At 28.6% G+C, this 21,758-nt stretch carries 21 protein-coding genes; 20 read left to right on the top strand and 1 reads right to left on the bottom strand.

The features are described 5' to 3' along the window. Position 1 precedes the first annotated feature (1 nt). The 13 genes from ACNI3D_RS01375 (at position 2) to ACNI3D_RS01315 (ending at position 11,796) form a co-directional block, all read left to right on the top strand. Positions 2–1,732, top strand: a complete 1,731-nt coding sequence (locus ACNI3D_RS01375; protein WP_419768015.1) for a GGDEF domain-containing protein — start codon at positions 2–4, stop codon at positions 1,730–1,732. Positions 1,733–1,810: 78 nt separating this feature from the next. Then, positions 1,811–2,479, top strand: a complete 669-nt coding sequence (locus ACNI3D_RS01370) for a phosphate signaling complex PhoU family protein (protein WP_375722549.1) — start codon at positions 1,811–1,813, stop codon at positions 2,477–2,479. 22 nt (positions 2,480–2,501) lie between these two features. After that, positions 2,502–2,897: a phosphate-starvation-inducible PsiE family protein gene (locus tag ACNI3D_RS01365; protein ID WP_375722548.1), complete on the top strand. Its 396-nt coding sequence runs from the start codon at positions 2,502–2,504 to the stop codon at positions 2,895–2,897. Beyond that, entirely contained in the window at positions 2,890–3,564 is a 675-nt protein-coding gene (locus ACNI3D_RS01360; RefSeq protein ID WP_419768014.1) for a response regulator transcription factor, read from the top strand. Before ACNI3D_RS01365 ends, ACNI3D_RS01360 begins: the two co-directional genes overlap by 8 nt. Then, complete coding sequence (locus tag ACNI3D_RS01355; RefSeq protein WP_419768013.1) at positions 3,558–4,934, top strand: sensor histidine kinase; 1,377 nt, start codon at positions 3,558–3,560, stop codon at positions 4,932–4,934. Before ACNI3D_RS01360 ends, ACNI3D_RS01355 begins: the two co-directional genes overlap by 7 nt. 76 nt (positions 4,935–5,010) lie before the next feature. Continuing rightward, the gene (gene rplM / locus ACNI3D_RS01350; RefSeq protein WP_013134102.1) at positions 5,011–5,430 is read left to right on the top strand and encodes a 50S ribosomal protein L13; all 420 of its coding nucleotides are present in this window, start codon (positions 5,011–5,013) and stop codon (positions 5,428–5,430) included. Between the two features lie 5 nt (positions 5,431–5,435). After that, positions 5,436–5,825 carry a 30S ribosomal protein S9 gene (gene rpsI / locus ACNI3D_RS01345; RefSeq protein ID WP_013134101.1) on the top strand — a complete coding sequence of 130 codons (390 nt, stop codon included), beginning with the start codon at positions 5,436–5,438 and terminating at the stop codon, positions 5,823–5,825. A gap of 87 nt (positions 5,826–5,912) precedes the next feature. Then, positions 5,913–7,433, top strand: a complete 1,521-nt coding sequence (locus tag ACNI3D_RS01340) for a peptide-binding protein (RefSeq protein ID WP_419768012.1) — start codon at positions 5,913–5,915, stop codon at positions 7,431–7,433. Positions 7,434–7,446: 13 nt separating this feature from the next. After that, positions 7,447–8,103, top strand: coding sequence for an HAD family hydrolase (locus ACNI3D_RS01335; RefSeq protein ID WP_419768011.1), 657 nt, complete (start codon positions 7,447–7,449; stop codon positions 8,101–8,103). 510 nt (positions 8,104–8,613) lie between these two features. Further along, entirely contained in the window at positions 8,614–9,177 is a 564-nt protein-coding gene (locus tag ACNI3D_RS01330) for a pyruvate flavodoxin oxidoreductase subunit gamma (RefSeq protein ID WP_375722543.1), read from the top strand. Between the two features lie 10 nt (positions 9,178–9,187). Beyond that, the gene (locus ACNI3D_RS01325; protein WP_375722542.1) at positions 9,188–9,601 is read left to right on the top strand and encodes a 4Fe-4S binding protein; all 414 of its coding nucleotides are present in this window, start codon (positions 9,188–9,190) and stop codon (positions 9,599–9,601) included. Continuing rightward, positions 9,601–10,830, top strand: a complete 1,230-nt coding sequence (locus ACNI3D_RS01320) for a 2-oxoacid:ferredoxin oxidoreductase subunit alpha (protein ID WP_419768010.1) — start codon at positions 9,601–9,603, stop codon at positions 10,828–10,830. The genes ACNI3D_RS01325 and ACNI3D_RS01320 overlap by 1 nt, the downstream gene beginning before the upstream one ends. Before the next feature lie 9 nt (positions 10,831–10,839). Continuing rightward, on the top strand, positions 10,840–11,796 hold the full coding sequence (locus ACNI3D_RS01315; protein ID WP_419768009.1) for a thiamine pyrophosphate-dependent enzyme: 957 nt from the start codon (positions 10,840–10,842) through the stop codon (positions 11,794–11,796). A gap of 128 nt (positions 11,797–11,924) precedes the next feature. Here ACNI3D_RS01315 and ACNI3D_RS01310 read toward each other — a convergent pair whose 3' ends face one another. Then, entirely contained in the window at positions 11,925–13,385 is a 1,461-nt protein-coding gene (locus tag ACNI3D_RS01310) for a KAP family P-loop NTPase fold protein (protein WP_419768008.1), read from the bottom strand. 747 nt (positions 13,386–14,132) lie between these two features. Here ACNI3D_RS01310 and ACNI3D_RS01305 point away from each other — a divergent pair. From ACNI3D_RS01305 to ACNI3D_RS01275, 7 genes are read left to right on the top strand one after another with little or no spacing between them, the layout of a single operon-like run. Then, positions 14,133–15,104, top strand: a complete 972-nt coding sequence (locus ACNI3D_RS01305; protein ID WP_419768007.1) for a tripartite tricarboxylate transporter substrate binding protein — start codon at positions 14,133–14,135, stop codon at positions 15,102–15,104. A 41-nt stretch (positions 15,105–15,145) separates the two neighbouring features. After that, positions 15,146–15,628 carry a tripartite tricarboxylate transporter TctB family protein gene (locus ACNI3D_RS01300; protein ID WP_419768006.1) on the top strand — a complete coding sequence of 161 codons (483 nt, stop codon included), beginning with the start codon at positions 15,146–15,148 and terminating at the stop codon, positions 15,626–15,628. Next, on the top strand, positions 15,628–17,145 hold the full coding sequence (locus tag ACNI3D_RS01295) for a tripartite tricarboxylate transporter permease (RefSeq protein ID WP_419768005.1): 1,518 nt from the start codon (positions 15,628–15,630) through the stop codon (positions 17,143–17,145). Before ACNI3D_RS01300 ends, ACNI3D_RS01295 begins: the two co-directional genes overlap by 1 nt. A gap of 29 nt (positions 17,146–17,174) precedes the next feature. Further along, positions 17,175–17,855, top strand: a complete 681-nt coding sequence (locus ACNI3D_RS01290; RefSeq protein WP_419768004.1) for a response regulator transcription factor — start codon at positions 17,175–17,177, stop codon at positions 17,853–17,855. Continuing rightward, positions 17,845–20,016 carry a cache domain-containing protein gene (locus ACNI3D_RS01285; protein ID WP_419768003.1) on the top strand — a complete coding sequence of 724 codons (2,172 nt, stop codon included), beginning with the start codon at positions 17,845–17,847 and terminating at the stop codon, positions 20,014–20,016. Before ACNI3D_RS01290 ends, ACNI3D_RS01285 begins: the two co-directional genes overlap by 11 nt. A gap of 42 nt (positions 20,017–20,058) precedes the next feature. After that, positions 20,059–20,706 (top strand): carbonic anhydrase, encoded by a 648-nt coding sequence (locus tag ACNI3D_RS01280; RefSeq protein WP_419768002.1) that lies wholly within the window; start codon positions 20,059–20,061, stop codon positions 20,704–20,706. Then, on the top strand, positions 20,693–21,757 hold the full coding sequence (locus ACNI3D_RS01275; RefSeq protein ID WP_419768001.1) for an AbrB family transcriptional regulator: 1,065 nt from the start codon (positions 20,693–20,695) through the stop codon (positions 21,755–21,757). The genes ACNI3D_RS01280 and ACNI3D_RS01275 overlap by 14 nt, the downstream gene beginning before the upstream one ends. The last annotated feature ends 1 nt before the right edge of the window (position 21,758 follow it).

Raw genomic sequence — 21,758 nt, 5'->3', positions numbered from 1 at the left:
TATGAAAATAAAATGGAATTCAATTGTTGAAAAACTCGATTACGCTTTTCAGCCTATTATACATGCTCATTCTGGTAAAATTTTTGCAGTTGAAGCACTACTTAGAAATGTAGAGAAAATACCAAATATAAACTATATTCATGATATTTTTGATTTAGCTTATAAAGAAAACTACTTGTATGAGTTTGACCTACTTCTAAGAGAAAAAGCAATTGAAAAATTTTCGAGAATAAGTATTGAAAACTTACAACTTTTTTATAACCTTGATAATAGAACTATTCATGCGAAAAACTATACTAAAGGTAATACAAAAAAGATCTTAAAAAAATACAACCTACCTAAAAGTATAATCTGTTTTGAATTAAGTGAACGAGGCACATTAGAAGAGCAAAATGACCTAATTGATATGATACATAATTACAATAGTAGTAATTATAATATTGCTATTGATGACTTTGGAGTTGGAGTTTCAGGTTTAAAACTATTATATTTCTCACAAGCAGATATAATAAAAATAGATAGATTTTTTATAGAAAATATCAATGGTGATGCTAAAAAAAGACTATTTTGTTCATCTATTATAAATATGGCACATATTATGGGAATGAAAGTTGTCGCAGAAGGTGTTGAAACACTAAAAGAGTTTTACACATGTAAAAATATTGGGGCAGATTTTATTCAAGGTTTTTTCGTACAAAAACCAACTACACTAATTGATGAAATAAAGCCAATATATAAAGATATAGTCAAATACTTACTAACTGAAAAAAGAGCAGATGACAATGCCCCAATAGAACAAGAATTTATTCAAAATATTGTTCCTATTAATATTGATTCATCTTTGCACTCTTTATTTTTATACTTTAAAGATTACACACACAGTAGTTTTGTTCCTATAATAGACGATTATGATAACTTTATTGGTGTAATTTATGAAGTTGATATTAAACAAATTTCATACTCACAGTATGGATTAGCCCTAGCACAAAATAAATCATACAGTTCTAAAATAAGTAAATATGTTAAACCTGTTATTTCAATAGAAGCATCATGGGGAATTGACAAAGCCCTACAAATTTTTAATCAAGACCCAAACTCATCTGGGATATTTATTACAAAAGCAAATAAATACCATGGATTTATTGATTTAAGATCTCTTTTGCAACTATCCCATAAAAGAACTTTAGAAATTGCAGAAAACCAAAATCCACTAACAAGACTACCAGGTAATAATCAAATCGAACGATTTATTTACAATAGTTTAGAGAATAAGAATATTTATAAATCACATATTTTATATTTTGATTTTGATAATTTCAAACCTTTTAATGATACATATGGATTTAGGCAAGGTGATAGAGCAATACTTTTATTTTCAGAACTTTTACAAAAAAAATATCCTAGTGACACTTTTATAGCACATATTGGTGGAGATGACTTTTTTATAGGTATAAAAAATAATGATATAGAAGAGGTTTACCTAACTACAAAAGAGGCCTTAGATGAATTTAAATGGTCTGTGAAAAACTTATATAGTGAAACAGATAAGAAAAATGGTCATATAAAAGGAAAAGATAGATTTGGAGAAGATAGAATATTTGAACTTTTATCTTGTTCTTGTGCTATCATTGAGATTTCAAGTAATTCAAAAAAAGCAAATTTTGACTACACTTTAAATGTAATGAAAAAATACTCAAAGAATTTAGATAGACCTATAAGTGCTTCATTTTAAAATGTAATCATCTTGTAATTATTATAAACTATAATGTGCGACAAAATAGATGTTATACACAATGGGAAGGCTTAAATGATGTTAAAAGTTTATGAGACAAGAAGAGAGCAAATTCAAAATGAATTGCTAGAAATAGGTAATGTGGTAATCGAATCATTAAATGCAGCTTTAAAAGCTCTAAAAGATGAAGATTTCAAGGCTTTAAAAGATGCAGAGTTATCATTAAAAAAACTTACAATTAGTTCAAACAATATAGACAATTCAATTGTAACAGCACTTGCTTTATATCAACCAGAAGCAAGAGATTTAAGAGAGTTAGTATCTTATTTTAAAATTACAAATGAATTAGTAAGAGCTGGGGGAAATACAAAAGGTTTTATAAAAATATTTAGAACTTCTTTTAGTGAAGATTTAAATACTAAAACAATTTTAGAATATGCAATTCCTTTATTAAAATCAACACTACTTTCTCTTCAAACATCAATATCGATTATTAAAGAGTCTACTGTAAATCATATTGAAGAAAAATATCAAAGAGTTGTAGTAGAAGAGAGTAAAACTGATGATTTATACTCAATGATAGAAAAAAATATATTAAAACTAATTGCTAAAAATTTAGATTTATCAAAAGAGTACTTTGATATTCTAACTTCATTAAGAAAATTAGAAAAAATTTCTGATAGATCAGTTTCAATTGCACACTTATTACTTTTTGCTGAAAGAGGTGGGGAGATAGAAAGAAAATAGTCTTCACACTATTTTTTAACTTATGAAAAGAGCTCTAGCAAAAATAAACAGATACTTTAGAAGTAACTATGAAGTTCTAATAGCAATGATTTTATTCATTGCTATTATCATCTCGGGATTAGAATTCTCAAAAGCAATTATCTATATGCTTGAATTTATTGTTATAATGGAAGTTGTTAAAATGATTTCTGATTTTATAAAAAAAGAGAAATTAAGACTTCGATTTATAATTGATTTATTTATAATATTTTTAATACGAGATGTAATAATACAAGCTTCACATCCCAAAATGGACTATGTTGATATTGTTTTTTTACTAATTGTTATATTTATATTTTTTATTTTTAGGATAATGTCAATAAAATACTCTCCAGGAATACATAAAATTGATAACATAAGTGAGAAATCAGATGAATAATACAACAATATTGATAATTGAAGATGAAGTTGATATTTTAGAACTTTTAGAATATACCCTACAAAAAGAGGGTTTTGAGACAATTGGGTTTTTAAATGCATCTGATAAAGTTTATGAAGTTTTAAATGAAGAAGAGATTGATTTAATACTTATGGATAGAAATTTACCAGGAATAGAAGGAACTTCATTTATAAATGACATAAAAAATAAAGGTTACAATATACCAGTAATTTATGTTAGCGCAAAAGACCAAGATGAAGATATTTTAGAAGGTTTTGATAAACACGCGGATGACTATATTACTAAACCATTTAATCTAAAAGAGTTAATTGCTAGGGTAAAAGCTGTAATAAAAAGAACAAAAAAAGATATTGAAATAGAAAAAATAAAAGATATTACTTATAAAAAATCTAGTAAAAGTTTTTTTATAAATGATTTAAAAATAGATTTGACAACATTAGAACATGATTTATTCTTAGAATTTTTTAAAAACAAAGATATTCTTTTAAGTAGAGAGTATTTATTAGATACTGTATGGGAAGACTCATTAGAAAAAAAACTAAAAACTGTAAATGTGGCAGTAAAAAGATTAAAAACTAAAATCGACCCAAAAGGTGATAAAAAATATATAAAATCTGTTCGTGGTGAAGGATATATGTTTTGTTAAAAATTCACCAGTTTTTCCTTAGAAGTTTTATACTTATCTTTTTATCAATACTTATACTAATTTCAATTGTAATTTATTTTTGGTCTAAGACAATATATTTAGAACAAATTGAGAAAAATATATTAGCAAACATCAATACCCTTTCAATTGTACTTCCAAACTTAGATAATATTGATAAAAAAGTACAAGAGATCAAGAAAGCAACTAATCTTAGAGTAACCATTATCAATTCAAAAGGAAAAGTAGTTGCTGAAACAGACAAAGATAAAACGCTTATGGGAAATCACTTAAATAGAGAAGAAATAATTGATGCTAAAATTAGTGATTATGGTGAAATATCAAGATACTCAAATACTTTAAATAAAGATTTACTTTATATTGCAAAAGAAGTTGAAATCGATGGTAAGAATTATTACATAAGAATGTCTAGCGATATAAGTACTATAAAAGAGTATTTTATAAAATTAAGTCTTCAACTTATTGCTATTTTTTCTATTTTTCTACTTTTAGCTTTTGTAGTTTCATACTATATTTCTAATGAAATAAAAAAAGAAACAGATAATATCTTACATTTTTTAATTAGCCTTACAAAAAAAAGAGAGTCTATAAGCTTAAGTGTATTTCATACTAAAGAGTTTTTTACTATTAATAGATTATTAAATAAAGTTGCCCTTAGACTTCAAAAAAAAGAAAAAACAAAAGCTAAACATACAGCTAAGTTAAGACTTGCAAATAAACAAAAAGATGAAATAATTAGTGCAATTTCCCATGAATTTAAAAATCCAATTGCTATTATCACAGGTTATGTTCAAACTTTACAAAATGACAAAGATTTGCCTGAACAAATGAGAGATAAATTTTTGTCCAAGATTGATTCAAATGCAAATAAAATGACTCAAATAATTGATAAACTAAGACTTGCTTTAAAACTTGAAGAAGGAAAAGAGCACATTGAAAAAAGGAAAATACACTTAAAAGATGTTTGTACTTCTTTATGTATTGATTTAAAAGACAAGTACCCAAATAGAACTATTGAAGTAAAAGGTGATAATCATCTTCTTGAAGCTGATGAGACTCTGCTTTCTATGGCAATATCAAATTTAGTAGAAAATGCTTTAAAATATTCAGAAGATACAGTTACTATAGAAATTACTGATAAATATTTAAAAGTTATAGATTTAGGTATTGGAATATCTGAGATGGAACTGCTAAAAATCACAGATAAGTTTTACAGAGTCTCACAAAATGGTTGGAATAACTCTTTAGGACTTGGATTATTTATAGTAAATTCTATTCTAGTTTTACATAATTTTAAACTTGAAATTCACTCAGTTTATGCTCAAGGTTCTGAATTTATAATTAAATATTAAAAATCACTTAATTTAAGCCATTTGTAAGTATTACTACACTATTATTCCAGCTCATTAATTAAATCGGAGAACGTAGATGAAATTCACTCAAATGGCAAAAGCCACTGAAATTGATAGAGATTGGGTTATTATAGATGCAACTGATAAAGTATTTGGTAGAATCATTACTGAAGTTGCTACAATCTTAAGAGGTAAAAATAAGACTAATTATACTCCTCATGTAGACTGTGGAGATAACGTAATTATCATAAATGCAACAAAAGCAAAATTTTCTGGAACTAAACTAGAAACTAAAAATTACTATACACACTCAGGTTATTTTGGTAGTACAAAAACTCACAAAATGTCTGATATGTTTGAACAAAATCCTGAAAAGCTATATAAATTAGCAGCAAGAGGGATGTTACCAAAAACTAAACTTGGTAAATCAATGTTAAAAAAATTAAAAGTATACGCAGGTAGCGAACACCCTCACACTGCGCAAATTAAAGGATAAGACTAATGGCAAAAGTATACGCAACTGGAAGAAGAAAATCTTCTATCGCAAAAGTATGGTTAGAAGCTGGTAATGGACAAGTTTCTATTAATGGTCAAACTTTAGACGCATGGTTAGGTGGACACGAAGCTATCAAAAAAAGAGTAATGAGACCTTTAGAAGTATCTAAACAAGAATCTTCTGTAAATATCGTTGTTAAAACTCTTGGTGGAGGGTATTCTGCACAAGCTGATGCTGCTAAACATGGTATTTCAAGAGCATTAGTTGCATTTGATGAACAATTTAGAGCTGTTTTAAAACCTTATGGATTACTAACTAGAGATGCAAGATCTGTAGAGAGAAAAAAATACGGAAAGAAAAAAGCAAGAAAATCTACTCAATTCTCAAAAAGATAATTGGTATTTTATTATCAAACTCAAAGGAGCAACATTTGTTGCTCCTTTTTTTATGCACTTTTTTATAAAAAGATATTACAATACACCATGAAAAAGTTAGTCCTTCTATTATTCATTATTCACTATTGCTTATTCACTTATTTAAGTGCTAGTACCTTAAACTTATCAATAAGTAGTTCACCTATTAGATTAAACCCTATTTTAGCTAATGATAGTGCAAGTAGTGAAATTGCTGATTGGTTATTTAATGGATTATTTAAATATGACAAAAATGCAAATGTAGTCCCTGACCTAGCCTCTTCATATGAATTTATTGATAATACTCACTTAATAATAAAACTTAAAAAGAATGTACTATGGCATGATGGGGAAAAGTTCACAGCTGATGATGTAATCTTTACCTATGAAAAAATCAATGACCCAAAAGTTTTTACTACAATCAAATCAAACTTTAAAGAAGTAAAAAGCCTATCTAAAATAGATGATTACACAGTAGAAGTTGTTTATAAAAAACCCTACTTTAAAGCTTTAGAAATTTGGATGTTTGGAGTAATACCAAAACATATTTTAAAAGATGAAAAAGACCTAATGACTAGTTCATTTAATAAACATCCAATAGGAACAGGCTCATATAGACTTGATAGCTTTAAATTAGGAAGTGATATAAGACTTTATGCCTTTGATAAATATTTTGCAGGAAAACCTAAAATTGATGAATTAAATTTTAAATTCCTACCAGATCCTAGTACTTCATTTTTATATTTAAAACAAAACAAACTTGACCTTGGAAGCTTGACTCCCTTACAAATAGATAGACAAATAGATAAAGAGTTTAAAAAAAATTATCAAATCATAGAAAAACCAGCTTTTGCTTTTGACTACTTGGGCTTTAATTTAAAGAAGAAGAAATTCAAAGATATAAAAGTAAGAAGAGCTTTATCCTTAGCCATAGATAGAAAAGAGATAATAGATATTTTATTTTTTGGACATGGACAAGTTTGTAATGGTCCTTTCTTGCCAGGAACATTTGCTTATGATAATACAGTTAAACCTATAAAACAAAATATTGTTGAAGCAAAACGATTATTAAAGCTTGCAGGTTATGATGAAAATCATCCCTTGAGTTTTGAAGTGATTACAAATACAGGAAATGACACCAGAATAAATACCACTCAAATCATTCAATACCAATTAGCAAAGATTGGTGTTAAGATGAAAATAAGAGTCATGGAGTGGCAAGCTTTTTTAAATACAGTTTTTCATCCTAGAAATTTTGAAGCTATCGTATTAGGTTGGAGTTTAGCTCTTATGCCAGATGCTTATCCTTTATGGCATAGTGATTCTATGAAAAAAGGAAGATTTAATTTAGTGGGTTATTCAAATAAAGAAGTTGATGACCTTATTGTCAAAGGTTCAACTACAATTGATAAAAAAGAGTTAAGTAAAATATACAAAAAAATATTTCGTATAATTGCCCATGATACACCATATTTATTTTTATACATTCCAAACTCAATAACAGTAGTAAGCAAAAAAATAAAAAATATAGAACCATCTTTTATAGGAATAACTCATAATCAAAAAGATTGGATAAAAGAAGATGAATAATAAGGAAAAAATATTGGAAAATGTAATATTATTTGATTTAGACGGAACATTGATTGATTCAACAGATGCTATTGTATCTACATTTCATCACTCATTTAAAACTATGAATTACGAATTTACAGGAATTGATGAAGATATCAAATCACTCATTGGATATCCTTTAGAAATAATGTACATGGAATTAGGTATTGAAAAAGAGCTAGCTTGGGACTATGTTGCTGCGTATAAAGAGAGGTATAAAGTCATATCAACTAAAAAAACTCTGTTACTTGAAAAGGCAAAAGAAGCCTTAGAGTTAGCTAGTCAATTTGCAAGATTATCAGTAGTTACAACTAAAACAGGAGCTTACACTATTCCTTTATTAGAACATTTTGATATTTTAAAATATTTTGAAGTAATTACAGGAAGAGAACATGTAGAAAATCCAAAACCTCATCCAGAACCTATTTTAAAAACATTAAATCAAATGAATATACAAAAGGGCTCAAATGTTTGGATGGTAGGAGATACCCATTTAGATTTGATTTCTGCAAATGGAGCTGAGATAAATTGTGTCGGAGTATTATGTGGATATGGAAAAGAAGAAGACTTATGTGAACTTACTAGTCATATTACCGCAAATTCTTTTGAAGCAGTTGAACTAATCCAAAAATACACTCTAAAAGCTTAGTTCTAATTTAACTTGAATTATTAATTTTTTATTTAATTCAATTCTACCCACTTTTAAGAATTTGGCTATTTTTTAGAAAATAGCCTCTTGAAAAAAAACAATTTTTTCTCTTTTTTTCTCTTTTTTCAAAAGTTAAAATAGATTTTGCTGAAAATTTACTAATTTTAAGCCAAATTTAAGATTAAAAGCCATTTTTTGTACTTTTACTCTTTTATAGTACTCACAAGCCCCTTTTATAGGGCTAATAACCATTTAAAACAAGAAATATACACACTTAATGAATATAAATACAAGCTTATGTATGACTTAATGGTCATTTGCTCTATTTATTTTCTACAAAAATGTAAGTAAAAAGGTAGATATTCTTTACTCTTACTTAAAATATATAATTATATATATTGATTTAAAATTCACTAAAGATTTATAGGGATAGAATACTTACAGTTATTGTGACTTTACGAAAATTTTAGTCATAAAATATACTTATAGTTAATATTATAGGAGCTAATAATGTTAGAAATTAGATGGCACAGTAGAGCAGGACAAGGGGCAGTTACTGGAGCAAAAGGTCTAGGTTCAGTTGTAGCAGAAACGGGGAAAGAAGTTCAAGCTTTTGCATTTTATGGATCTGCAAAAAGAGGTGCTTCTATGACTGCTTATAACAGAATAGATGACAAGCAAATCATAAATCATGAGAAATTCATGCAACCAAACTTTGTATTTATATTAGACCCAGCATTAGCATTTACAGATGACTTTACAGCTAATGAAACGGAAGATACTAAGTACATAATTACAACACACCTTAGTAAAGAAGAGTTAATAGAAGCTATTCCAGCTTTACATGGTAGAGAAAGTAGAACTTTTACATTAGACTGTTTACAAATTTCTCAAGAGACAATAGGAAGACCTATTCCAAACACACCAATGCTAGGGGCGTTTATGAAAGTAAGTGGTATGTTTGAATTAGAGTATTTCCAAAATGCAATGAAATCAGTACTTAAAAAACTTCCTCAAAAGATAATCGATGCAAATATGATTGCTATTGAGAGAGCATATAATGAAGTACATTAAGGAGTAAATCATGAGTAAATCAATAAAAGATATGGGATGGGATGAATTAGTACCTGGGGCGGCACTTTTTTCATTTGATCAAGCAGTTGAATCTGTTCTAGCCCAAACAAATCCAGAAGATAGAACATATGCCGAGACAAGCTCTAAAAATCTTTATGTGGGGGATTGGCGAGTAATGAAGCCAGTATGGAATACTGAATTGTGTATTGACTGTCAAAACTGTTGGATTTATTGTCCAGATAGTGCAGTGATTTCAAGAAATAAAGAGATTCAAGGTATAGATTATACCCACTGCAAAGGTTGTGGAATCTGTGTTGAAGTATGTCCTACAAATCCAAAATCATTGATGATGTTTAATGAAACAGAAAAAAATGAATTAGCACTTACAAAGTGGCCTCTTAAAAAAGAAAAAGGTGAGAAATAATGAATAGCAAAGAAATGGAACTAAATAAAGTAGAAGTTTGGGATGGAAATACCTGTAATGCTCAAGCATTTAGACAAGCAGCTGTTGATGTACTTGCTGCTTATCCTATAACACCTTCAACAAATACAGTTGAAACTTATGCTTCTTTTCATGCAAATGGATATGTAGATGGCGAAATCATTATGGTGGAATCTGAGCATGCTGCAATGTCTGGCTGTGTTGGTGCAGGAGCTGCGGGGGGAAGAGTTGCAACTGCTACTTCATCACAAGGTTGTGCTTTGATGGTCGAAGTTTTATATCAATGTTCTGGTATGAGAATACCTGTTGTTTTATGTTTAGTAAATAGAGCTTTAGCCGCACCTTTAAATGTAAATGGAGACCATTCAGATATGTATCTTACAAGAGATTCAGGATGGATTCAACTTGACTCATTTAATGCTCAAGAAGCTTATGACTTAACTTTATGCTCTTTTAAAATCGGAGAACACAAAGATGTAAGACTTCCCGTTATCTCTAATCAAGATGGATTTTTGACTTCTCATACAGCTCAAACAGTAAGACCACTATCAGATAAAGTGGCTTATGATTTTGTAGGTGATTATTTGCAAGTTAATGCAATGCTTGATTTTACAAATCCAGTTACTCATGGAGTTCAAACAGAACATGACTGGCACTTTGAACATAAAGCTAAACAACATGCAGCCCTAATGGGTTCATTAACTGTAGTTGAAGAAGTTTTTGAAGAGTTTGAAAAAATCAGTGGAAGAAAATATAATCTAGTAGAGTCATATAAAGTAGAAGATGCAGATGTTGTAATTGTATGTTTAGGAACTACTTATGAAACAGCAATGATAGCAGTTGATGCCATAAGAGAAGAAAGCGGAATAAAAGCTGGTGTTTTAGCACCAAGACTTTTTAGACCATTTCCTCTTACACAATTGGCTGAAAAATTACAAAATGTAAAAGCTATAGCATGTATGGATAGAAGTGCACCTGGTGGAACGGTTGGAACTTTATACAATGAAGTTGCAGGAGCCTTATTTAATACCCAAGCTAGACCAGTACTTAAAAACTTAGTATATGGTTTAGGTGGAAGAGATATTATTGTAAATGAATTAAAAGAGATTTTTGTTTCTTTAAATGAAGAAGCAAAAAATGGAAAACTTAATGGGAAAATTCAAACACTACACGGTGTAAGAGGTCCTGAGTTAAGTTTTTATGAACACTAAGGAGAAAATATGAGTAATCAAAAAGTAATCAAAAACTTAAAAACATTTTCAACTGCGGCTGAAAGATTTGAGGGTTCTCATGTTTTATGTCCAGGTTGTGCACACTCAATTATTGTAAGAGAAGTACTAAATGCTACAAATGATAACTTAGTAGTATCAGCAGCAACTGGATGTTTAGAAGTTTGTACAGCTATATATCCTCATACTTCATGGGACTGTTCTTGGATTCATATAGGATTTGAAAATGCCTCAACTGCAATAGCAGGGGCTGAGACTATGAATAAAGTGTTAAGAAAAAAAGGAAGAATCGATCCATCAACTCCTGAACCAAAATTTGTAACATTTGGTGGAGATGGAGCAACTTATGATATTGGTTTCCAATGGATTTCAGGATGTTTTGAAAGAGGACATGACTTTATGTATGTTTGTTTAGACAATGAAGTTTATGCAAATACAGGAGGTCAAAGATCATCTTCTACTCCTATTGGTTCAAGTACAACAACAGCACCAGCTGGAAGTACTTCGTATGGTGAAAAAAGAAATAAAAAAGATATGCTAGCAATCATGGCCGCACACGGTTCACCATATGTGGCACAAGTTGCACCAAACAAATGGAAAGATATGATTAAAAAAATCCAAACAGGATTTGATACAAAAGGACCTGTATTTATAAATGCAATGAGTGCCTGTACAACAGAGTGGAAATTTCAACCACATGAGACAATAGAAGCCTCAGACTTAGCAGTTGATTCACTAGTTTTCCCACTATACGAAATCATAGATGGAACAGAGTTAAATATAACATACAGACCAAAAAATATAGTGCCAGTAAGAGATTATTTAGGTTTCCAACCAAGATTTAAACACTTGTTTAAACCAGAAAATGAGTATATCATAGAAGAATGGCAAAAAAGAGTAGATGCCAAATGGGAGTATCTACAAAAAAGAGAAGAAGCAAGAGTATAAAAGCAAAATTTTTGCTTTTATACTGCGTTGAATAGCGATTTTAAATCAGTCACATAGTTTACTATGCTCCTTGAATTTAAAATCACTCTTCGCCTTGCCTAAAAACAAAACTTTAGCTTTTTTATGATTTAATTAATTCTAAAACCTCTTAAAACATATTTATAGTAGTCTTTAAATTCTTTAAAAGCTATCTCATTATCATCATAACTATTTATATATTTTGGAAGTCCTTTTCTAATATTCCGATAATTAAAATTATTTTCTTTTCCACGTGTTTGACTATGTTCACTATCTGTTAAAAATTCAAAACTCGAATACTCTCCTAATAAAGCCTCTAAAGTAGATTCAGTATTACCATTATCTATTTTAATTTTGATTTTCCTATTTAATTCATCTTCTTTAAACCATTCACTAAATTTGTTTCCCAAAGATGATTTTTTATTATAAATTATGTAAGATTCAAATATAGTTGAATTTTTTTGTTTTAACATAATCAAAAAAATCATATATCCTAAATGAATTTTATTTTCTATATCCCAAGTAAAAATAATAGCATTCAATACAATGATACACTGTTCAATATCTCGAAGACTTAATTTAAAAAATTTAGCATATAACTCAATAATCTTAGCATTTTTATTTACATCATTATACGCATATTCATCCAGTGCAACATAAAAATTATCATCTTTTAACATATTATATTTTTCTAATAAAAATAAAATATAATCATAAACATAAGGTTCATCTAAAGTATACTCTCTATCAAAAAATCTTTTTAAATACTGTTCTGATTTAAATTTACTCCCATAAACTGCATTTATAGAATGTGATAACTGTTTTGAATCAGTTGCAATAATAAAAACTAAGCCTTGTATATCAAACAAGTGTTTAATACTTTCAAGTAATTCTATTGCATAATTTGGTCTGCATCTATCTAATTCATCAATTAAAATATATATAGGTAGTTCAATATTTGATAAAGAATCAATATAAGAAATGAGTTTTCTCATATTTTCTTTAAACTCTAAAATACTTTTTTTAGCAGTCATATGTTCTTCTAATGCGATTTCAGTTGCTTTTGACATTAAAGTAGAAATAGAAGTTTTAATTGAATCCTTGTCATCATCAATTTCATCAGCAGAATTTTCACTGCCTTCATTCTCATCCAATTCAAGTTGTTCTTTTAAATCTTCTAATGAATAACCTGTAAGCTTTTTACTAAGAGCTGCAACTAATATTGGTAATGAACTTTTAAACAAATCAGTAAGAAACTTTTTTGATTTAGTTTGTTTTGCAGTAAAAAATGATTTAAAGCTCTCATTTATCTCTGCAATAAATGCGAGTAGAGGCTCTTTAGTATAATCATTTTGCCATGCATCAAAATACATTACTTTATGATCTGCATTTTCAAGTTCTAATTTTAAATTTTTCAAGAAATAAGTCTTACCAAAACCCCATTCAGAATTTATATTTAAAACAAATGATGATTCTTTATTTGCTTTATAAACATTTGTCAAATACTTAATCAAGTATTCTGATTCACTCTTTCTATTTAATTTATCATTATCCCATATATTTTTATGCATAACAACTCTTTAACTTTTTATTTATAGTCACTATTTTAACCGTATGGCACTAAATCCTGCCTTTGATGAAGCTAAGAGTTTAGGCTTTTTTTTCGGGGAACAGTGAGGACTGTTTGAGGAGATAAAGTGCTAAATGCACTTTATTGACGAGTTCCACAACGCAGAAAAAAAAGACTGAAATCTTAGGTAGCTCTGCCTTCATCAATTCGGCAGTCTTTTTTGCTTACTTTTTCGAGACCAAAAAGTAAGAAAGCGGAGACCTTTAGGTCTTCAAGAGAAATTTACCCATCAGGTTATCTATCCATTAACTATTGATTATTTATCCATTCATCATCACCTGTTATACTTATCTTATAAGACGAATACGAACGTCTTCATTTGTTCTCCTAAAGAAAGAGGTCGCGAACCCTCTTTTTTTTTGCCCAAAAATCTACAAACTCAAAATCTATTTTCAAACTTTACTATTACATTTTTTTACAAATTTATAAACTTTTAGTTAAGTTATCTTTTTGTTAACCTTTGATTATTTATTCATTTATCATAAACCGTTATAATTTCTTTATAAGACGAATGCGAACGTCTTTTTTCATTTGTTCTCCAAAAAAAGAGGTCCACGAAGCCTCTTTTTTTTTGCCTAAAAATTCCCTTACTTTTGTCTTTTACAAAATTTCCAAAATAAATATTTATTTTATTTTTCTTACATTTTTTTCATTTAATATTTAGATAGAAACAAACAAAGGACGAAAAATGAAATTACAAATCTCAAAAATTTGCAAAAATGTTGCATTGGCTAGTTGCTTAGTTGCTGGATTAGCTATGACTTCTGTTGCTTCAGAAGTTGAAAAAATCCATTTCCTAATCCCTGGTGGTGCCGGTGGTGGTTGGGATGGGACTGCTAGAGGAGTTGGGGAAGCTCTTAAGAATTCTGGTTTAGTTGACGAAACTTCTTTTGAAAATATGTCAGGAGGTGGTGGTGGAAAAGCTATCGCTTACTTAATAGAAACTGCTGACAAACAACAAGAGACATTAATGGTAAATTCAACTCCAATCGTAATTAGATCATTACAAGGTGTATTTCCTCAATCATTTAGAGACTTATCTTTAATCTCTGCGGTTGTTGCTGATTATGGAGCTTTAGTTGTAAGAACTGACTCTAAATATAAAACTTGGGCTGATGTAAAAGCTGCTTTTGATAAAAATCCAAGAAAAATAAAAATCGCAGGTGGAAGTTCAAGAGGAAGTATGGATCACCTTGTAGCTGCACAAATCTTTAAAGCAGCAGGTGGAAACCCAACAAATGTAAGATATGTGCCTTATGATGCGGGAGGAAAAGCGCTTGCAGGATTATTAACAGGTGAAGTTGATATTTTATCAACAGGACTTGGAGAAGTTTTAGAAAAACATAAAAAAGGTGAAGTAAGAATCATAGGTATTACTTCTGATGAATCAATTGATGGAATCCCAAGTTTCAAAAGTATGGGTGTAGATGCATATTTTGCTAACTGGAGAGGTTTTTTTGGAGCACCAAACTTACCACAAGAAAAAATCGATGCTTTTGCAAAAGTTCTTGGGGATATGTACAAAACAAAAGAGTGGGAAACAGTTAGATCAAGAAATGGTTGGGCAAATTTATATAAACCAACAACTCAATTTAAAACATTCCTAGAAAATCAAGAAAAAACAATCTCATCTTTGATGAAAGAAATGGGATTTCTATAGGATAAATAGAGCTTTTGCTCTATTTATATAAAGGACAACAAATGACAAAAAATACAATAGGCTCAATATTTTTTTTAGCTTTTTCAAGTTTCTATTTTTATTCTGTATTTAGTATAAAAAAGATGCCAATGGCACAGTTTGAAGTAATGACCGCTTCTACATTTCCTTATTATATTGGATTAACAGGAATTATCGTATCAATAATTTTATTAATTTTATCACTATTAGAAAAAAATGAAGAAAACCTATCATTAACTTATTTAAGAAGTTTAGATTTAAAAACTACGACACTTTTTATTATACTTATGATTTTTTATGGGTTTACAATAAGACCATTAGGTTTTATTTTTTCTACAATGATATTTTTAGCAATAGGATTTTTTATCTTAAAAGAGAGAAATATAAAAAGAATATTTTTAATATCAGTTGGAGTATCTGTGGGATTTTATGTATTACTAAACAATGTTTTAGGGGTATATATAGATGCAGGTGAGTTTATCAATAATTTATTAGGAGTAAACTAATGTTAGATGGTATATTACAAGGAGCAGGAACGGCTCTTAGCGCATATAATATCCTAATGGTAGCAATTGGGTGTTTTGCTGGTACATTCATTGGTATGCTTCCAGGACTAGGTCCAATATCTGCAATTGCCTTGATGATTCCTATTACTTATGGGATGGAACCATCTTCTGGACTTATTTTGATTGCGGGAGTTTATTATGGTGCTATATTTGGAGGTTCTACTTCATCAATTTTGATTAATGCTCCAGGAGTCGCAGGAACAGTTGCTTCATCATTTGATGGTTACCCAATGGCAAAAAATGGACATGCAGGAAAAGCCTTAGCAATCGCTGCTTATTCTTCATTTTCAGGGGGAACTATTGCAGCTGTATTCTTACTTTTTGCAGCACCTGCTTTAGCATCTGTAAGTTTGAGTTTCCAATCATCTGATTATTTTGCCTTAATGGTATTAGGTCTTACAGCGGTTGCAGCCTTTGCTGGAAAAGGTAAATTCTTAAAAGCTGCTATTATGACTATCTTTGGTCTTATGTTAGCAACTGTTGGAAGTGATTCTGATTCTGGTATTGCTAGATTTACTTTTGGAAGATTAGATTTGATTGATGGAATCTCATTTTTACTTTTAGCAATGGCAGCCTTTGCTTTATCTGAAGCGTTAATGAATGTTTTAGAAAGTCACCAAACTACAAAAGAGGAAGAAGAAGAGCTTAAAAAAGATATTGGAAGTCTAAAACTTACACGAGAAGAAGTAAAAGAGATGATTCCAACTATTGGTAGGTCTTCTGTACTTGGATTTTTTGTTGGAGTTCTTCCAGGAGCAGGTGCAACAATTGCTTCATTTTTAGCTTATGGGATGGAGAGATCAATTGCAAGTGTAAAAGAAAAACTAAATTTTGGAAAAGGAAGTATTAAAGGACTTGCAGCTCCTGAAAGTGCAAATAATGCAGCTTGTTCTGGTTCTTTTGTACCTTTACTTACTTTAGGTATTCCAGGAAGTGGAACTACTGCTATTATTTTAGGGGCATTGATTTCTTATGGAATTCAACCAGGACCTACTATGTATGTGGATAATCCAGAATTATTTTGGTCAGTTATTATTTCTATGTATATTGGTAATATAGTACTCTTAGTTTTAAATTTACCTTTGATTCCATATATTGCGAAACTTTTAACATTGCCTAAGCAGTTATTGTTGCCATTGATTATATTCTTCTCACTTGTTGGGGTTTATTTGGTTACCTTTAATAACTTTGATATTTATATGATGACAGTTTTTGCAGTTGTTGCTCTGTTTTTAAGAATCGTTGACTTTCCAATGGCACCTATGATTTTGGGTTTTATTTTAGGTGGAATGATGGAAAACAATTTAAGACGAGCATTGACTATTAGTGATGGTTCTTTATCTTTTCTATGGGAAAGACCTATTACTTTATCAATATTAATCATCACGATAATTTTATTGTTAGTTCCTTTATTTAGTGAATTTTCAGCTAAAATTAGAAAGAAAAAAGAGAATTAAATTTCTCTTTTCTTTTAAAAGAGGTAGTAATGGATGATTTTAAAAAATATACTATTTTATATATTGAAGATGATGAAGGCGTAAGAACTATCAATTCCCGATTTTTAAATCGTATGTTTAATGAACTATATGAAGCAAAAGATGGAGAAGAGGGATATGAGTTTTATAAAAAATATCATCCAGATATTATTCTAACAGATATAAAAATGCCAAAGCTCGATGGCATATCTTTAGCAAAAAAAATAAGACAAAAAGACACAACTACAAAAATCATAATCTCAACAGCATTTAGTGAAAAAAGTTATTTGATGGATGCAATTGAGTTAAACCTAGAAAAATATATTATCAAACCCCTTACAAGTAGAAACCTCCTTCCTGCTCTTTCAAAAGCAGTAGAAGCTTTAGAAAAAGAGAAAGATTTTAAAATAATCTTGGGTGATAAATTTTATTTTGACAACAATACTTCTTTATTTTATAATAAAGGTCAAGTAATCAATCTAACAAAAAAAGAGTTATTGTTTTTGAAACTTTTAGTATTAAATAAAAATAGAATAGTCTCTTATCAAGAGATTGAACAACATGTTTGGGATGGAGAATATATGAGTTTAAATTCTTTACGAACTTCCCTTGGATTTTTACGAAAAAAGATTCCATTTAATTGTATTAAAAATATTTCAAATATGGGGTACAAACTAAATCTTGAAAAATAAGTATAATCAAACAGTAGAACAAGGAATAAAAAAGACTACTTTACTTAGTTCTACAATTATTATATTAATTGTCGCAACTATAATTGGTATAGTTCTAATAAAAACCGAATATAGCAATTTTAGAACTCATATAAAAAGTTTCAAAAATACATTAATAGAAAGGGAGATGTTTTATATTAAAACATCAGTTCAAAATCTTAAAAATGACATAGACTTTGAATCTCTTTCAATACTAAATAGCAAAAAACAAAGAATAAAAAATCAATCAATCATCGCATATAATTTAGCATATTCTTTATATAAATCTTCAAAAAACCTCTCAAAAGAAGACCAAATAGATCTAATATCAAAATCATTAAGAGAGATTGCCCAAGAAAAAAATGATATTAATTACTTTATTTTAAATACAAAAGGAACTCTACTCTTAAATACTGATTATCCTAAAAATGAAGGAATAAATTTCCTTGATTTTGAAGATTTGGATGGGGTGAAATTTATAAACAAAATGATAAATGCAAATCCTAATACTCAAAACTTCTTGGACTATAATTGGTACAGACCAAATAAAAGAATCACTTATTCAAGACACCTAAAAGAGTTGGGGCTAATAATAGGTTCTGCAAGTAATTTAGAGAGTAATCATGCGGAATTAACAAATAAACTTCTAAAAAAAATCACCTTGCAAGGTTTCAATAATGATGAGTTTATTTTTATTTATAAAATAAATAGTTTAAATAATATTATGAACAAAAGTAAACTTCTAATACAAAAAAATATCATAACTTCAGACAAAGAACTTGAAGCAGTAAAAAAACTTCTTATAAACACAAATTATGAGGCAAACGAAGCAACTTATTATGATTATAATCAAAAGTTGTTTTATGCTACATATATCAAAGAGTATAGATATTTTATAGCGGTGGGAGTAAACCTATCAAATATCAATCAAATAGTAAAAAAAGAGACTAAAATATCTTTAGATAACCTTTACAGAAATATTCTAAAACTAATCATCATCATTATAGTTATGACCATAGTCTTTTTCTTTTTTTCCTTACTTTTTACAAGAAAAATAGAGGAACTATTTAATCAGTACAGAAGCAAAGTTAAACAAAATGAAGAGAAATATGCCCTACTTTTCAACTATAGCAATGATGGTTTTATAATCTCTGAAATAATCAATAATAGTACTCGTATCTTAAGTCTAAATAATACTGCCCTTAAAACTATAGGTTATGAGTTAAGTGAAATATTATATAAAGACTTTTTTAATTTATTTGATCAATTGAGTTTAGAAGAAATCAAACAATCAAAATCTTTAGTCAAAACAGTAAAATTATTTACAAAAGATAAACAAACAAGAACGGTAGAACTAAATGCAATTATCTATTCCTATGAAAATCAAAATTTACTTTTTGCTTCATTGAGGGATATTACAGAGAGAACAATTCTAAAAGAAGAGAAAGTAAAACAACAAAATATATTAATCCAAAAATCAAAAATGGCAGCAATGGGTGAAATGATAGGCAATATTGCCCACCAATGGAGACAACCTTTATCTCAAGTCTCAGGTTTATTTTTTGATATTGAATCTGCTTATGATTATAAAGAATTAGATAAAAAGTATCTTCAAAATAGAGTTGATGAAGCAAATGATTTACTTGAATATATGTCAAAAACAATAGATGACTTTAGAAACTTTTTCAATCCTAATTCAAAAAAAGAACTCTTTTTTTTAAATGAAGCAATAGACAATGCACTAAAAATAGTAAAATCCACTCTAACTTTTCACCATATAGAACTTATTATAAATATTGAGAAAGATTATAAAATCAATGGGTATAAAAATGAATATTCTCAAGCAATTATGAATATCATATCAAATGCAAAAGATATTTTATTAGAAAAGAATATCCAAAATCCACAAATAAAAATTTATGCACAAAAAAATGAAAAGTTATGTTTACACATTGAAGATAATGCAGGAGGAATCGATGATACTATTATAAATAAGATTTTTGATCCTTACTTCACTACAAAATATGATTATGGTACAGGTATTGGACTATATATGACAAAAATGATTATTGAAGAAAAAATGAACGGAACAATTAGAGTAAAAAATTCTACTAATGGAGCAATATTCTCAATAGAGATATAAATAATTTGATTTTAATTACATTTTTTATAGATATCATATTTTATGAATCCAATAAAAAATTTAATACGAGGTAATAAGCTATTTCGTAAATATCATTTTGAAGAGTTTAAAGATGACCTACAAGAGCTAATCACAAATGGTCAGAAACCTAAAATCTTATTTATAAGTTGTTGTGATAGTAGAATAACAACTGATTTTATGGTAGGAAATAAACCAGGCGATTTATTTACTCTTAGAAACATAGGCAATTTTGTACCTCCATATAGTGCAAATGGAGACTTTCATGGTAATGCCTCTGCTATAGAATATGCAGTTTCAGTCTTAAAAGTATCAAATATAATTGTTTGTGGACATTCATATTGTGGAGCATGCCAAAGTTTATATGAAGATATTCCAAATACAAATGAATATATAAATATAAAAAAATGGCTAGAATTGGGTAAAAAAGCAAAAGATATGACATTAAAAACCAAGCATCTATATAAAAACAAGGAAGATTTATATAAAGCAACGGAAAAAAACTCTATAATATGCCAATTAGAAAATCTACTAACATACCCAGCAATAAAAAGAAAAGTTCTTACCAAAGAGATTACTATTCATGGTTGGTATTATAATTTAATTGATGGCTCAATAGAGTTTTATGATCACATTAATAATGAATATAAGGATATAAATGAATATAGATAAAACCTCCTTTACAAATGCAATTAATGACTTATTAAAAATAGTATTAACACTTGGCATTGGAGCATTAGGTTCTATCATTTTCATATATTTAAATTTACCCATTCCTTGGCTTTTAGGTGCTATTTGTGCAACTTCTTTTGCAGTAAGATATGATACTCTTCCACTAAAAAGTCCAAAAATATTTTCTAGCCCAGCAAGAGTCATAATAGGGGTAACCATTGGGAGTGCTTTTAGTCCTGAGATTTTAAACTACTTAAATGTTTATTTTTTCTCTTTACTTCTTGTTATACCTTTTACAATTATCACAATTTTATTTGGGATGTTTTATTATTATAAAATATTGAATTTTGACAAAAGAACAGCCTACTTCTGCTCTATTCCCGGTGGTTTAATCGAACTTGTGATTTTAGGAGAACAAATAAAAGCTGATACAAGAAAAATCACACTTGTGCAATCTTCTAGACTTTTATTTATAATTCTAAGTTTGCCTTTTATTATTCATTATGTTTTTAATGTAGATGTAAGTGGTAACCAAGTAATTACCGAAACATTAAGCCAAATTGATTTAAAACAGCTTTTTTATCTTGTCTGTATAGGAACAATTGGTGCAATTGTGGGAAAAAAACTAAATCTTTTTGCTGCTTTCTTAATGGGACCAATGTTTTTAAGTATTTTTGCATTTAGTATTGGTTTTGTTGATTCAAGACCACCAGATGAATTACTTAAATTTGTACAAGTAATTTTTGGAACAATCATTGGATTTACCTTTAAAGGTATAAAATTAGATGAAGTTATTAAAACTTTACTTTCTACCTTTGGACATTTTATTATCCTAGCTTGTATCACAACAGCTTTTACTTTAACAGTTAGTTATTTTTTTGACTTCCCAATTATGTCTATTTTATTAGCATTTGCTCCTGGTGGGCAAGCAGATATAAACCTGATAGCCATTATTGTGGGAGCAAATGTTCCATATATCGCTATTCATCATATAGTTAGACTTTTTTTAGTGATGAATTTAGCTAATATCTTTGCAAAAAAATTAGAATAAA

The organism is Arcobacter siniprincipis (SeqCode), assembly GCF_048571125.1.
Taxonomy (GTDB): domain Bacteria; phylum Campylobacterota; class Campylobacteria; order Campylobacterales; family Arcobacteraceae; genus Arcobacter; species Arcobacter siniprincipis.
Note: the sequence above shows the minus strand (reverse complement) of the source record. Positions and strands in the feature narration are given on the sequence as shown.